The following is a 15,288-nucleotide window of genomic DNA, read 5'->3' as shown; positions in this document are numbered from 1 at the left end:
GCGGCTCTCCTGCGTGACGTTTGTTTGTCAACACATTATTGCCAGCTGTTGCGCGCCACCCGAAACGGAAGAGAACCGGGTTTTTACGCCTTTTTCTGCACCGGAAGCACCCGCGAGGCCAGCCAGACCATGACCAGCACCGGCACCCCCAGCAGCGCGGTGGCGGTGAAGAAATTGGCGTAGCCATGGGCGTTGACGAAGTCGCCCGAAAAGCCGGCGATGAATTTCGGCAGCAGCAGCATCATCGAGCTGAACAGCGCGTACTGGGTGGCGGAATAGCTCACGTTGGTCAGGCCCGAGAGGTAGGCGATGAACGCCGCCGAGGCGATGCCGCTGGCCAGGTTGTCGGCCGAGACCACGGCAATCAGCGCCGTCACGTCATGCCCGCGCCCGGCCAGCCAGGCGAACAGCAGGTTGGTGGCCGCGCTCAGCACCGCGCCGGCCATCAGGATGCGCATCACACCCAGGCGCATCGACAGCACGCCGCCGATGAAGGCGCCCAGCAGCGTCATGATTACCCCGTAGATCTTGGTCACTGCGGCCACCTCGTCCTTGGTGTAGCCCATGTCCACATAAAAAGGGTTGGCCATGATGCCCATCACCACGTCGCTGATGCGGTAGATGGCAATCAGCCCGAGGATCAGCGCCGCCTGCCAGCGGTAGCGGCGGAAAAACTCGGCGAACGGCTCGACCAGCGCACCGCGCAGCCACTCAGCGGCATTTTTGGCCGGGGGCAACACCACCTGCGCCGGCTCGCGCGAGAACAACACCGTCACCACGCCGACGAGCATCGACGCCGCCATCACCAGGTACGCCGTTTGCCAGGCGCTGTTCTGGTAGGCCGCCGCGCCCGACAGGCCGGCTACGGCGGGCGCCACCTCGGCGCGCGCCGCGATCCACAGCACACCGGCGCCCGCCCAGATCATGGCCAGGCGGTAGCCGGTCTGATAGGACGCCGCAAGCGCGGCCTGGCGGTCAAGGTTGGCGGATTCGATGCGGAAAGCGTCCAGCGCAATGTCCTGCGTGGCAGAGCCAAAAGCCACCGCCAGCGCGCACCAGACGATCGGGCCCAGCGTCTGGCGCGGATCGGCCAGCGCCATGCCGACCAGCCCAGCGATGATGGCCACTTGAGACAGCAGCAGCCAGCTGCGCCGGCGGCCCAGTGCCCTTGTCACAAAAGGGATCGGCAGGCGGTCCACCAGCGGCGCCCAGACCCACTTGAAGCCATAGGCCAGCCCGACCCAGCTCAGGTAGCCGATGGTGCTGCGGTCGATGCCGGCCTCGCGCAGGCGAAAACTCAGCGTGCCCAGCACCAGCAGCAGCGGCAGCCCGGCCGAGAAGCCCAGCGTGAGCATGCGCAGGCTGGAGGGTTCCAGATAGACGCGCAGGGCGTCCAGCCATGAGCGGCGGGTGGGATTGGGGGATTCGTGCGGGATGGCGGTGGGTTCTGGCATTGGAAAAGGTCGGTTAAGAGCCATCTAAGGTGAGCGTGTCATTCTTGAACCCAACACCGACGTTGAGGACACACGGACTTTTCAGACTGACTATTATTCACTTCCATCATGTGCTGGATCTGCGACTTCAAGACCTCCGATGCCCCGACCGGGCCGACCGTCCACTCCCCGTGGGCGCCCCGGCGTGCGTTTCTGCTGGCGGCGGGTGCCGCTGCCGCGACGGCCGCCGCATCGCCGGCACTGGCCCAGGTGGATGTCGGCAAGGCGTCCGCCATGCGCCAGCTGGTGCCTGCAGCGTCGCTGGAGAGTTCGGCCACCAAACAGTATGCGCAGGTGCTGGCCGAGGCCCGCGCCAAAGGCGCGCTGGCGCCCGAGCACTACCCCCAGCTTCAGCGGCTGCGCGCCATCGCGGCGCGCTTGATCCCCTATGCGGGCCAGTGGAACCCGCGTGCCAAGGCCTGGCAGTGGGAGGTGAACCTGATCGGCAGCAAACAGATCAACGCCTGGTGCATGCCCGGCGGCAAGATTGCCTTCTATACCGGCATCCTCGACCAGCTCAAGCTCACCGACGATGAAGTCGCCATGGTCATGGGCCACGAAATGGCGCACGCCCTGCGCGAGCACGCCCGCGAGCGCATGGCCAAGAACACCGCCACCGACATGGGTCTTCGTCTGGGCGCCCAACTGCTGGGCCTGGGCCAGGCCGGCGACCTGGCCGCCGGTGTGGGCAGCCAGTTGCTGACGCTCAAATACAGCCGCGACGACGAGACCGAGGCCGACCTTGTGGGCCTGGAGATCGCCGCGCGTGCTGGCTACAACCCGAAGGCCAGCGTGGCGCTCTGGAAGAAGATGGCCGCCGCCAACGGCGGCAATGGCCCGCCGGGATTCCTGTCCACCCATCCCACCGGACCCGACCGCATCAAGCAGCTGGAAGCCAATGTGCCCAAGGTGCAGGGGCTGTACGAGCAGGCGAAGACCTCTGGCTGACCGTACAAACCTCAGAAAAATATAGCGCCCTACGCCCTTCGGGCGTTGGGATTGGCTGGTCTACACCCCTTAGAACGGCAGACGTTACTGCTGAACCAGCGTGACGACTTCGCCGGCGCGGGTTTTCAGCAGCACCGTGTCGCCCACCAAGCGCACCTCGTTGCAGCCGGCCGGGATGCGGCCCCGGTAGTTCACGCACAGCTTGCCGTCTTCGGTGCGCCAGGGGCCGTCGTCGCGCAAGCCATTGCTGAGGTCCAGGAAGAGGAAGCCAGAGTTCTTGATGTCCAGCCGCCACCCCAGGCCATTGGGACCCGTCGCTTTGAACACACGGTCGCCCAGGCGGGCGGACAGCGCCTTGGCGTCCGGTGTTTGTGCATCGGCAGGGAACTCCTTGGGGAAGGTCGTGGGCGCCAGGGACTGCGCCAGCGTCAGCGTGGCGGTGCAGAACAAGGTGGCGATGAGCGCGAGAGGTTTGAACATGAAGGACTCCTTGGAGAGGGTGAAAAAAAGCGGCGCGGCCGGGTTGTCCGCGGACTCGCGCCGCACAAACCTTTGAATCGGGCTGTCTGAAGCCGACCCCGCTCGCCAGAAACCGTGAAACGCCGCCGTTTGAGAATCAGAATGGCCTTTAGCCAGCGTCAAAAGGTCACAAACAGCTATCAGAAATAAAGCAATGAAAGAGGAAAAGGCACGCCGCCATCCAGGCAACAGCGGCGTGCGAGGCTGGTGTCAGCCGATCACGGCGTCACGGTCGGGATGCCGATCTGCGTGAACAGCGCGTTGCCGGCCGTCAGGTTCAGCCGCGCGCGCTGGTAGGTGCTGGGCTTGTCCTGGTAGCCCCAGTACACCTTGCCGCCGCGCTCAACGAAGACGCGGTGGTAGGTCAAAGTCGCCGTCTCGACCGGGGGATTGTTGAACTTCATGACCCGCCCATCGCCCAAGGTCTCGATGGTGTAGGTACCGGTGCCGATGGCGGTGCAGTTTCTGGGCGATCCGTTCACGATGCGCTGTTTGCAGTTGTAATAAGTCACGGCGTTGGCGCCTTGCCCGGAAAACGCCACGCGAATCAGGGCGTTGGTGGTGTAGTACGCGGTAGCCGTCGGGCCGCTCAGGGCTGCGCTGCCCACGGTGCCGATCGACAGTGTGCTTTGGCCTGACCATTCGTTGGGGTCCAGGCTCTGATAGGTCACGCCGTTGTTGGTGACGGTGCCCTGGCCCCAAATGCAGGGAGTGCCCTTGTAGGCGCCGATCAATTGCTCCAGCGTGCTTACCCGGATCGTGGGGCTGACATTAACCTCGGACGAGTTGCAGGCGTGGGCGCTGTTGTTGCGGGCATCACCCCCCGCGAGCACGGCGGCGCTGTAGGTGAAGATCTCATTGGCCGGCCGCACGTCATAGCCCGGCAGTGCACTCAAGGTGGTGTTGCTGTAGTACTGCAACTTGGAGCCGGTCGGGAAGACGGTCGTGCCCAGCACGAGCTTGTCCGTGCCGTCGGCGGCACTAGTGCCCCATTTGGTGTAGGGGGTGCTGCCATACAGGTAGGGCGAGGCGCGCAGCGTGGCCACCACGCTGCTCATCGCTTGACCCGAGACGTCCACGCTGGTGCGCGAGCCGTTGCTGAACGAATAGCCGCAGTAGGTGCTCGCCTTGGTGAAGCCCTTGTCGTCGCGCGGCACTTGCGTGTTCTGCCAGCCCAGCGGGCAGTCTGCCCAGGCGGTTCCATTGAAGTGCAGGTCGCCACGGCGGCCATAGTCGGCATTGAACGCCCAGTCGACCCGGGTGCCGGCGGTGTTCTGGGCGCGCAGCTCACGGTAGCGCACCATGCCATCGGCGGCGGGCGTGCTTTCCGCGGCGGTGCTGACAAACATCCGGTACGACCAGTTGTTCGCGTCGGTGAAGTTGAGCCATTCCAGGTTGCCGCCTGCGGTGGTGGTGTTGGCTTCGCCGCTGGCATTGGCTACCGAGCGGTCGATGGCCACCTGCACTGGCAGCGTGGTGGGCGTGAGGCCCGTCTGCGGCGCCAGGGCGGCCACCTGGGTCTGGATCGCGGTGGTGCAGGCGGCGGAGCCCACGCCGGCGGCGCAGGCGGCCTGCACGGCGGGGTTGGTGGCGGCGGCCACCACCTGCGGCAAGAGCTGTGCGAGGGCGTTGGCAATGGCCGCGTCCATTTCGGCGCGGGTGATGGTGCCCCCACCCGCAGCCGGGGTGCCCACCGCCGGGGCCAGCGCGGTGTTCTGCTGCTGCGTGGTCACGACCAGGGTGCGCGCCACGGTGGCCGCGGTCGCCGCGCCGGGTGCGCCGCTCTGGGTGTAGTCGCCCATCACGCTGGGCAGGCCGGATATCTCCTGCAACATCTTGGCGGCGTCGGCCGTGCTCAGGTTCTGGGTGGCCGCCGTCTGGGCCACTAGCGTGGTCAGCGGGCTGACCACGGCGGTCTGGTCGGACGGTGCGGCCATGGTGTAAGCCACGGTCACCGGGCCGCTGTCGGCGTCCACCGCGTCGGTGCCGACGACGGCGATCACGCGGTATTTGCCCACGTCGGCGTCGGGCACGGCCAGCGTCACGCTGCCGCTGGCGTCAGTGCGGCCTTGCGTCTCGTCGGCGTCACAGGCGTTGTTGGCGTTCTTGTCCAGGCAGACCAGCGCGTTCTTGATGGCGCCGTCGATTACTTTGACCGGCACGTTGGTGGTGGGAGCCGGCACGGGCTCCAGCACTTCAACGGCGGAATCGCCGCCACCACCGCAAGCGGCCAGGGTCAGGAGGGCGGCGCCGGACAGCGCCAGGGACAGGGGCTTGAGTCGAATCAGCATGGTGGGTCTCCAATGAGGTTACGAAATGCAACCGGGGACTTCACGATAGGGATGCGATGCCCTTTCTGCATCCGCCGTTCGGCGGGTTCGCGGCGCTCTTTGGTCGGAGCCGAAAAGGTTGTTAGGGCCAGGCCCTGAACCAGGGCGTAGTCCTTTCGGCCCTGCCCCCCAACCTTCGGCCACCCGGGGCCCGCGCTGCACACTATCATTCGGCAGGAAAGGGGGGAGGCATGGGCATTCAACAAATCGCCTTGAGCGCCGTCATCGCGCTGCTGGTCTTCTCGATTTCGCTGGATATCAAGCTGCGGGACTTTCGGCGGGTGGCGCAGGCCCCGCGCGCGGTGGTTGCCGGGCTCATTCCCCAGTTTCTGCTGCTTCCCGCCGTTACCTGGCTGGCCACGCTCGCACTCGATCTGCCGCCGCCGATCGAGGTCGCCATGTTGCTGGTGGCGGCATGTCCGGGCGGCACGACCAGCAGTTTCATCACCCATTTCGGGCGGGGTAACGCCGCGTTGTCACTGAGCATCTCGGCCGTTGCCGCGCTCCTGGCGGTTGTGCTGACCCCTTTGAACTTCAGCTGGATGGTGGCCAGCAACCCGGCCACTGCCCAATGGGTGCGGACGCTGGCGATCGACCCCCGCGCCATCTGGCAGACGCTGACCCTGTTGCTGGCCCTGCCGTTGGGCGCTGGCCTGGCCTTCTCTCGCGGGCTGCCAGGATTGACCGACAGAGTCCGAAAGCCGCTGTCCACGCTGGCGGTGTTTGCGCTGGTGGCCTTCATCGTGGCGAACGTGTTTGCGCAGCGCCATCTGCTGACCATCGAGGTGTGGCCGATCTTGGCGCTGGTCTTGCTGCACAACGGCGCGGGGCTCCTGCTCGGCCACGCGACGGCGGTCCTGATGCGGCTGGACCTGCCGGACCGGCGCGCGGTGGTCATCGAGGGCGGCATGCAGAACGTCGGCTTTGCGCTGGGCATTGTGGCCATGCAGTTCAACGACGATCTGCAGATGGTCATCTTCACCAGCCTGTGGGGCGTCTGGCACAGCATCAGCGGGCTGGGGCTGGCGCTGATCTGGCGGCGCTCCCTAAGCCGGTTCGGCTGAAGTGAGTCGAAAACCACCTTCTCGCGGCATCCGCCGCGTGCTCAGAGCAACGGCAGACTTCGCGAGAACATAACCCGTGCGGCGGCCCCGGTTTCGTCCAGGTTGAAGGTGTGCAGGTTGACACGGAGCCATTTCGCCGTGTCTGACTGTTCCAGCTGGATTTCCGCGAAACCATTGCCCTGGTAGGACTTTGATTCGACGGTGACGGTTCCGCCACCGGCCAGGCCAATGATCTCGTGGCCCAAGACCTCGGCGGGATGAACATTGGCCGCCGGCAGCGGGGCATACAGGGGCGGAGTCACCACGGCGTAGGCCGTGCGCCCGCCGCTGAAGGTGAGCGTAGCGATGGCGCTGCAGTGATAGTCGCCCGAGATGAACACCACATGGGTTGATTTGCAGGCAGCGACCATTTCCAGCAATTCGCTGCGCTGCTGCGGTGCGAGTTGCCAGGTGTCGGCGGCCCGCACGGGAACCTCATCGGCGGTCTCATACTCGCTCAAGCCTGGAGCGACAACGGACCCAGTGACGATGAACTTCACGTCGTCGGGGTGTTCATCCAGCCAGTCCCTCAAGGCGGTCAATTGCTCGGGGGCGCAAATCTGGGGTGTTGGGCCGTAGCGACGGCGCTGGGTGCGGGTGTCCAGCACAAAGAACGAGCTGGCCGGGCCCTCAAACTGGTAGTTGAATCCGGACCTTGTGCCATTGCGCGGCGAATGGGCCCATTGGTACGCGGCGAAGGTTGAGAGCGCCGTGTCGCGCAGTCGCGCTGCGTTGGCCTCTGCCTCGTCGTAGCCGCGTCGGAAGAGGGTGGCGTCGGTTGACCAGTTGTCGCCAATCTCGTGGTCGTCGATCACCATGTAGGTCGGCAATTGGGTCGTCAGCACCTTGAAGCCTTTGGATGCAAATGCACGGCGGGTTGAAAGCGTGAGCTTCTCGATCACGGATGGGCTGTCCATCAGGCCCGCCGTGGCGTCCGCATAGATCTGGTCGCCCAACATCAACATGAACTGTGGCGAAAGGTGGCCGGAGTCCATCTTGCGGGCGATTTCGTTCAGGCTGGCGTCGGATCGAATTTGCTCGAAGCCAAGGCCTGGGTAGCGGCAGCAGGATGCGACAAAACGCAGTCCGACTGGTTCCGGTCCGCACAGGAGTGCGGCTTTGTGAATTTTCGCCTGGGCCAACCAACCCGCCTTTACAGGTTCCAGCCGCTTCTTGCGCGACAGGGTGCGCGGATTCGCTTGCACCAACCGGGCCACGCCGTCACGGTGTTCCTTCTCCATGACCTTGATCAAGTCATCGCAGTCGGCTTCTGAGAGGGTGAGGGGCGGCCGATGGGGATCCAGTGCGGGCATGTCGAGTTCGCCGACACCAGTTGTCATGGTGGTTCGGCCATGGCCACCCAAAGGCACGCCGCCTTGACTGGCGAAATCCGGCTGCTCTTTCAGGGTGATCGGTGGCGCGATCGATCGATTGGCGCGGGCGGTCGGGTCGTTGCGATTGCCTGAGTCGAGGCGGGCACGCCACTGGAATTCATGCACGCCGAACATCCAGATCGTCGGCTGCTGGGTGCCTTGCAGCATGGTGTCAGGGATTTCCACATCGGCAACCCCGATGGCCACATACGGCTGGCCCACCGCTAGGGACCTTGTCGCGAAAGGGTTCAGGTCCGGCGGGCTGCCTTTCCAGGGGGTTTCCAGCGGAACACGCAACACGTTCCAGGCTTGAGGCGGGCCGCTGGTGCCGACGCGCGTGACCACGGCGCAGGCCTTGTCCGCCAGGGTTTCGTCCACCTCGATCCAGAGGCGAACGAGATGCGCGGCCTCGCCACTGCCGGGCTTGCGGCGGGTCCAGCCGATCACCGGGCCGGCCAGCGGCGCCCGGGCATGGCTGCGGCGAGCGAGAGGCGTCTGTGGTGCGGACCAGATCACGCTGGGATCTGCGTTCCACGCCCAGGCGTCATCGTAGAACTTGCGCAGCGGGTCGAGAATCTGCTCGTGCATGATGGGCCCGTGTCCAATGGTGCAATCGAAATGGGCGAAGCCCTTGGCGATGATGTCGCGGGGCTTGAAGTCGGGGTTGACTCGGCCGAGCTGCTCCAATGTCCGGTGTGCGGACTCGACGCTGAACAGCGCGTTCTCCTCGCCGTGCAGTATGGCCACGGGTATGTGCAGGTAAGCTTGGATGTTCTCATCCGTCACGTAGACGTTCTGCCCATCCGCGTTCACCAGGCGCTCGTTGGCCACGCACCGCCCGCCGTGCACCAGCAGGCCGGTGTTCGCGCGGCCAAAGTAGACGGCCAGCCGGTCGTGGGTCTCTTCCTTGATGCGGTCATGCTTGAGCAGGCGCGAGATGGTGCCACTCATGCGCTTGCAGGTACAGATGCCTGGGCGCGGTGTGAAGCGGTCGAACTCGTGCGGGCAGTGCTCGCCTTCGTCCACCGGCAGGCTCGCAAAAAGCCGGTCCAGCACCGATTCCAACACGGTCGGCTCCCGTTCCGCCGCGGACAGGCGCAGGTACTCGATGCCCATCGCGTCCCGCAAGATGCCGCCCACCTGCAGGCGCATCTGGGCCGTCTTGCTGCCCACCAGGAAGGCCTGCATCTGCGAGAAGGTCACGCCGGCCAGCTTGCCGTACTCCTTGCCTTCGTCGTGCAGGTAGCCGCCCAGCAGGGACATGGCCAGTGATGCGGCGCCGACGCAGTGGGCGTAGGCGTAGATCTGGAGGTCGTTGTCGCCGAAGTTCGGGTTTTCTTTGCGGAGCGTGTCAATGACAAGGTCCACAGCCCCTGGAATGTCGAACTCCGCGATGTCGTCCATTGAACAGGCCTTCTTGGAGGCCTCCAGGATGGAGCTGGTACGGTAGTCGAACAGCCACACGTCGAAGCCCTGTTCGTAGAAGAACTCGGCGAGACCCGGCTCGTCATTCTTTGAATCGTCGAAATTGCGGATGTGCTCCTGCGGCACGAAACCCAGGGTGGATTGCGCGAAGCCGTTGAGCATCAGCAGCGTCTTGCACTGCCGCACACCCTCGTAGCGCCCGCTTGGCACCGGCTGCGATGAATTCCGGTAGCGGATCAGCTTGAGCTCCACGTCCTTTTCCTTCGATTGCCGGTTGCGCTGGACTTTGAAGGCGACGGGCTCGCAGGCCTTGACACGTTCCGTCTGGCCCCGGATACGCAAACCGGGGAACGCCGGCCACGGCGTCGGCCAGTCATGCTCGTTGTCGGGGACTTTCGGAAAACCAGGCCAGCGCTGTTCAAGTTGCGGGTCCGTGGGTTTCTGCTCGTCCCTTTTCAGGTAAAGCTCGTCCGGGATGTTCTCCGGATAGTCCGGCAGCCGGAAGTCCCAGAGCCGGGTCTTGATCAACAGCCTGAACATCCACAAGGGGTAGCCCGCCAGCGCCACCAGCGCATCGGGCGTGTTGGCGCGCATCCCGATCTGCGGCGCATGCAGGCGCGTCATGTCCACCATGTCCAGGGTCAGAGTGCCCCCGCCGACTCGCTGGCCATTGTCCTCATAGACGTTGACCTCCATCTGGCCAAATGCGAGCCAGACATTGGTGCGGCCCAGCTTTCCGCCAGGCAGAAACCCCTTTTTCAGTTGCGACCAGGAGGCGGGATAGCCGACCCGTTTCGTCCCGAGCAGCACGTACTCACGCGGTGCAGTGCCTGTCGGGGTGGTGTCGCGCAGGTTCAGGCGGTACTCCATGGTCCGCTCTTCACTCGCATGGCGCGCCAGTTTGAGCAGGGAAATGATACGCGTCCATAGACCGGGCCCATTGTTGCTCTCCTTTGAATTGGAAAGCCCTCCCTTCAGCAAACCCTTCATCCAGTTGACGAGCCGCTTCAACAGCTCCACCAGCCGCCTGGCAAGTCCCTGCCACAGCTCTTCCGCGCCGCGCTCTTTCAGCCATGTCAGCAAAGCGCGGATTGTGGCGTCGCACCGCCGCCAGGTACGTGTCCGGACCACTGGCAAAAGGTTCACCGACCCACCCACGACGCTCAGATGGGCCAGTAGCTCCGGGCGGTCCGCCGGGTTCGACCCTTCGGGAAGCTTCCGGTCCAGGCGCAGTCGCGGCAACAGGGGCTCTTCGTCGAAGGCTACCGGCCCCAGACCCGGACCCGGGATGGCGATTCGGTGCAACGGATCGGCCGCGAAGGCTTCCAGGCTGTCGATCGGCAGGTGCAGCAACAGGTAGGCGTCGCAGGCCTCCTCCGTATTCCCTTTCCCTGCCTTCGTGGAGTGGTCTGCGGGCGCCTTCCAGCAAAAGTCGGTGCCGCGCATGGCCTCCGCGAAATGAACCGGCACGCTCCGCGGCACAGCGGCGGGCCTGGTCTTGTCGATGCCAGGCGGCGGTGCGAGCGTGGTCGGTGAAGCCTGCTTTTTCAGGTTCCGCAAGTCAGTTTCCAAGACTTTGGAAATGGCCCGTTCCGCCAGCGCCGTGATGGTCAGCAGCGGGTTGACTCCCAGCGAGGTCGGAACGACGGAGCCGTCGAGCACATACAGACCGGTATGGAAGCCGCCCCCAGCGTCAGTGGGCATGAACACGCGCCCGCAGTCGTCGACCACCCCACGCTTGGCATCGTCCGCCATGCAGCATCCTCCAAGCGGATGCACCGTGAAGGTGCCGCCGGCGAGTTCTGGCCCTGACAACACATCGCGTACACCTTTGGGTAGCGGCTGCAGCACCGGGTTCTGGAGCAGCCAGTCGCCTTGCCGGCCAGCGTTCAACCGTGCCGTCTGAAGGTCTGCCACCCTTTTGCTCTCGTCTGCGCAGTAGGAGATGTCCAGGCGGTCATCCTTGATCCTGATCCTGCCCATGGACCGGTCGTGTCCCATGGTCAGAAGGGTCTGGGTGTGCGAGAGCGCGCGCGATGACAGACTGGCCCAATCCGTGACAGGCGCGACCTGCGCGCCAGCGTCAGGCAGGCCGCGATATCCGCAGGACTCAAGCTGTGCCACAGCGGCACTGGTGGTGATCATTTCGTGGAACAGGCCTGCGATGGCCCGCGGCACGGCGCCATCCTCGATCAGCACACTTTGGGTCACATCGGTCTGGTGGTCCAGCTTGATCATCCCGGTGATCGTGGGGCCGATGGCATAGCCGTCTTCGGCGCAGCCTGAATCTCCCACGCCGACGCCGTTGACACGCTGGGGGAGCAGGTGGTCGAAGGCCAGGTTGTCCCCATTGGTGGAGAAACGCATGCCCAGTTGCTCGGAGAACTTCAGCCCACCCTGTTCCTTTGAGCGCAGCAGGACTTCCGTGCTGCCAAAGGTGCCGGCGGCCAGCACGACGTTTTTCGCTCGCAAGGTGTGCACCCGCAATTCAATGCCGTCGCGATGTGCCTTGCGGAAGTCCGTCGCAACGAAGTGGATGCGCCAGTGGTCTTCATCTCTCGACAGGTGGAGCACGGAAACGCCGGTGAAGAGCTCGGCACCGGCCGCTTTCGCCCTGGGCAGATAGGTGGTTGTGAGCGTCTTCTTGGCGTTTTGGTTGCAGCCTGCGACGCAGTCGCCGCAACCGTTGCACGGCGCCAGTACAGGCTGGTCATTCGGTTCTGTGGCTGGCGCTCCGAAAGAAGCCGCGAGGCGTGCAGCTTCGAAAGAAACTGTCATCTCACGCGGCTTTTTGTGGCCCAGGCGCGTGGCCATTTCATCGAGGCGGGCCGTTTTTTCGGGCTTGATGTCGATCACCCGCGTTGGCCCGTCGCTGTCGGGGTCGTGGACATGCATCGGGACCTCTGTGAAGGTCTCGGCTCCGATCTCGATATCGGCTCTTTCATACCACGGTGAAAGCTCGGCGTCGGATACCGCCTGGGGCCATAGGCGACCCGCCTCGTCGCACTTATCGAACACCCGCTTATCCGGCCGCAGCACGACGCCGGCATTGATCTGGCTGGTGCCACCGAGTGCATTGCCCACCAGTGCTCCGATGTCCGTACCCACACGGATGTCGAAGAGGCCCGATTCGTAGCCGTTGACGTGCGTGGCATCGCTTCTTTCCAGCCTCGCGTGGCCAAGCGCCGATCCAAGACCGTCGGGGAACTCCCCAGACAAGTACTCCTTGCCCCGTTCGAGAACAAGAACCTTTGCGCCGTGTTTCGCGGCCCGCAAAGCTGCCACCGACCCGCCATAACCGGAGCCGATGACGACGACATCGGGGATGTCTTCATTGCTTTCGTCGCACCAGGTCGCCACCAGGGTATCCACACTTTTTGACAGCCAACGCATGCTCGCTCCTTCACCGTTCAGCGCCGCCGTTCGAGCACGACGGCTACCGCATTTCCTTGAACATCTCCAGCATCTCGCGAAGCTCACGGGCGGCAAACGGCTTCAGCAAGACCGGGAACTCGATGAGCCCGTCGCGATGGGCTTGGATGGCGGCGGCCGCGCCGGTCAGGATGCAGCCCGAGACCGGCCCCAGCCGTTCGCGCAAGGCCAGAATCAGGTCCGCGCCATTGATGGGGGCGCCCAGCTCGTAGTCGCTCAGGATGACGTCGATTGAGGGGTTGCGAGCTGCTTCGTCGAAAGCTTGTTGGGGCGATGTGGCCATCAGGGGCGAGGCCTTCCATTCGACGAGCAGCGCGCGCAGCGCGTGCAGGGATGCGGGGTCGTCATCGATGCACAGGACCGTCAAGCCGCCGAGATCGATGGCGCGGGGAGCAAGCGGTGCGTCGGAGACCGGGCATGGGGCTTCCCGGACACTGGTGCGCGGCAGGCACAGCTCGAAGCAGGTGCCGCGGGGCTGGTTGTCGCGCACGGTAATGCCGATCCCGAGCAGTGGGGCCAGATGCCGCACGATGGCCAGGCCCAGGCCCAGCCCTTCTTCCTTTTTCTCGGCGCAGGCCTGGAAGTACTCTTTGAAGATGTCCGCCTTCAGGTTGTCGGGAATGCCGGGGCCGGTATCCGAGATGGTCAAGTTCAAGCCATCGTCCATTCGTGCCGCCGTGAGGGTGACGGCACCCTGGTCGGTGAACTTGATGGCGTTTTCGATCAGGTTGCGCAGGATTCGCTCCAGGATCTGCGCATCGGAATGGATTTGCACCATCGGGCAGTCATGGCGCAGAGCCAGGCCCTTCTGCGCAGCGGTGGGCATGTATTCGGCCGTCAGTCGATCCAACAGGGGCGCCAATGCAAACCAAGTGGGCACCGGTTCGGGGGCGCCCGCTTCCAGTCTGGAATAGTCCAGAACCGAACTGAACAGTCGCTGCAGGGTCGACAGCGATCGCGCCATGTGCCGCGAGATGTCCGCAATGCTCTCGGGCGTCTGTGGGCGGGTGAGGAGGCCATTGAGCATGGCGACCGCGTGCAGGGGCTGGCGGAGGTCGTGACTGGCGGCTGCCAGAAAGCGTGATTTGGCGGCGCTGGATTCCTCGGCGGCTTCCCTCGCCGCAGCCAGTCTGGCCATCAGCTGTTCATTGACAAAACGGATTTCAACGCCCTCGCTGACCAGCCGGGCGAAGCTGCGCCCGAACGTGATGACGACCACTGCGAACAGGGCCAGCATGACGAGGATTTCTACCTTGTGGGTTGTATCAGAAAGCACCCATCCGATGGCGACACCGCCAGTGAACACGGCGGCATAGACCGCAAACAGTCCGGCGTAGGCGCCAACGGAGGCCATCGAACCGGCCAGCCAACAGCACAGCAGGACTGACATGTACATGCGGGCCGTCTCTGATGCCGCTGGGAAGAGAAAAGCCGGCCCGGTGGCCACGACCAAGGCGCAGGCAACGGTGGTGATGGTGTACCGGCGAAGCCAGAAGCCGTGCTGCGCCTCCAGCGTCGGGCTGTCCCGTGCCCCGACGATAAGCAAGACACGTATCGTGTAGGCAAGGCCAACTGACAAGGCCCAGCCCACCGAGATCCAGGCCGGCACATGGCTCAATGCGGCCAGGGCCACGAAGAAACTGATCAGCCAGACGGTGTAGCTGTTCTTGACGGACTGCCGGACAGTGAAGCGCAGGAGCTGCGCGGCCACCGTCGGCGCCACGTCGTGGACACCAAGCCCATTCTGCCGTTCGGAAACGTTTTGGGCCGATGTCTGCATGGTGTTGGGTTAGAGCCGCAAGCCGAGTTTGGCAGCCGAGTAGAGCGCCTCGGTGCGGTTGCGGACATCCAAGGCTCTGAATGCAGACGACAGGTGCGACTTGACGGTGCCCTCGGAGATGGCCAGTTCGCGGGCAATGAGCTTGTTGGGCGTGCCTTTCAAGGCGCGGCGCAGAACCTCCAGTTGCCGATCGGTCAGTTCGCTCAGCGGCGATGGGGGGCGGGCAGGCGCATCAGCCGCCCCCTGTGCGGCGCCCAGCACCTGGGGCGGCAGGTACACCCCACCGGCCAGGATCAGCTGCAAGGCACCCAGCATGACCTCTGGTTTGGCCGCCTTGGGCACATAGCCCGCCGCGCCCCGGGCGATGGCCGAGCGGATGACGCTGGCATCTTCTTCGCCGGACATCACCACCACTGGGCAGGGCGGAAAAGCCAGCTTGATGGCGTCCAGCGCCAGTTCGCCCTGGATGCCGGGCATGTTCCAGTCCAGGAAGATCAGGTCGAAGCTCAGTTCATGCATGTCCGCTCCAGCGGCGCACCCATCCGCCTCGCTGACGTCGACCGTCGGAAATACCTCACGCAGCATCAGCCGCAAGCCCCTGCGGAACAAGGCATGGTCATCAATCAGAAGGACACGCACATCAGGCCCGATCGTCGCAATGGCGAAGTTTTGGAAGAAGCGGCACCAGCATAAACGCAAACCTGGCGACCGCCCTCAGCCGATTGGGGGGTCTCGTCTGAACCAAAGTTCAGCGGGCATGGACCTCGACATGGACGAAAGGCGGATGCGCACGTCGCCGGGGGCGACAAGAATGAAACCGTGAAGCGCAAGTGCGTAAGGGAGGAACCGCTGACCCCCATCACCGCGCGGCTTCACTGCCCGTTT

General features: G+C 64.6%; 9 protein-coding genes. 3 read left to right on the top strand and 6 right to left on the bottom strand.

All coding sequences use genetic code 11. The annotated features are described in order from the left end of the window. Positions 1-83 precede the first annotated feature (83 nt). The gene (locus tag ACMUOY_RS13120; RefSeq protein WP_413893170.1) at positions 84-1,454 is read right to left on the bottom strand and encodes an AmpG family muropeptide MFS transporter; all 1,371 of its coding nucleotides are present in this window, start codon (positions 1,452-1,454) and stop codon (positions 84-86) included. 108 nt (positions 1,455-1,562) lie between these two features. On the opposite strand from ACMUOY_RS13120, the gene ACMUOY_RS13115 reads away from it, so the two are divergent. Further along, positions 1,563-2,441: a M48 family metallopeptidase gene (locus tag ACMUOY_RS13115; RefSeq protein WP_413893169.1), complete on the top strand. Its 879-nt coding sequence runs from the start codon at positions 1,563-1,565 to the stop codon at positions 2,439-2,441. An 84-nt stretch (positions 2,442-2,525) separates the two neighbouring features. On the opposite strand, the gene ACMUOY_RS13110 is transcribed toward ACMUOY_RS13115, so the two are convergent. Both ACMUOY_RS13110 and ACMUOY_RS13105 read right to left on the bottom strand, forming a co-directional pair. Next, positions 2,526-2,921, bottom strand: coding sequence for a hypothetical protein (locus ACMUOY_RS13110; protein WP_413893168.1), 396 nt, complete (start codon positions 2,919-2,921; stop codon positions 2,526-2,528). A 257-nt stretch (positions 2,922-3,178) separates the two neighbouring features. Further along, a complete protein-coding gene (locus ACMUOY_RS13105) occupies positions 3,179-5,251 on the bottom strand; it encodes a hypothetical protein (protein WP_413893167.1) in 2,073 nt (690 codons plus the stop codon). Positions 5,252-5,481: 230 nt separating this feature from the next. On the opposite strand from ACMUOY_RS13105, the gene ACMUOY_RS13100 reads away from it, so the two are divergent. Further along, positions 5,482-6,354: a bile acid:sodium symporter family protein gene (locus tag ACMUOY_RS13100; RefSeq protein WP_413893166.1), complete on the top strand. Its 873-nt coding sequence runs from the start codon at positions 5,482-5,484 to the stop codon at positions 6,352-6,354. A gap of 41 nt (positions 6,355-6,395) precedes the next feature. Here ACMUOY_RS13100 and ACMUOY_RS13095 read toward each other — a convergent pair whose 3' ends face one another. From ACMUOY_RS13095 to ACMUOY_RS13085, 3 genes are read right to left on the bottom strand one after another with little or no spacing between them, the layout of a single operon-like run. Further along, positions 6,396-12,584, bottom strand: a complete 6,189-nt coding sequence (locus ACMUOY_RS13095) for an alkaline phosphatase D family protein (protein WP_413893165.1) — start codon at positions 12,582-12,584, stop codon at positions 6,396-6,398. Positions 12,585-12,627: 43 nt separating this feature from the next. Continuing rightward, the gene (locus ACMUOY_RS13090; protein ID WP_413893164.1) at positions 12,628-14,403 is read right to left on the bottom strand and encodes a hybrid sensor histidine kinase/response regulator; all 1,776 of its coding nucleotides are present in this window, start codon (positions 14,401-14,403) and stop codon (positions 12,628-12,630) included. A 9-nt stretch (positions 14,404-14,412) separates the two neighbouring features. Then, positions 14,413-14,988, bottom strand: coding sequence for a LuxR C-terminal-related transcriptional regulator (locus tag ACMUOY_RS13085; RefSeq protein ID WP_413893171.1), 576 nt, complete (start codon positions 14,986-14,988; stop codon positions 14,413-14,415). On the opposite strand from ACMUOY_RS13085, the gene ACMUOY_RS13080 reads away from it, so the two are divergent. After that, positions 14,917-15,096, top strand: a complete 180-nt coding sequence (locus ACMUOY_RS13080) for a hypothetical protein (protein ID WP_413893172.1) — start codon at positions 14,917-14,919, stop codon at positions 15,094-15,096. The genes ACMUOY_RS13085 and ACMUOY_RS13080 overlap by 72 nt on opposite strands. Positions 15,097-15,288: the final 192 nt, after the last annotated feature.

This window comes from Candidatus Skiveiella danica, assembly GCF_022705245.1.
In the GTDB taxonomy this organism is placed as follows: domain Bacteria; phylum Pseudomonadota; class Gammaproteobacteria; order Burkholderiales; family Burkholderiaceae_C; genus Skiveiella; species Skiveiella danica.
This window is presented reverse-complemented; position numbering and strand designations above follow the sequence as displayed.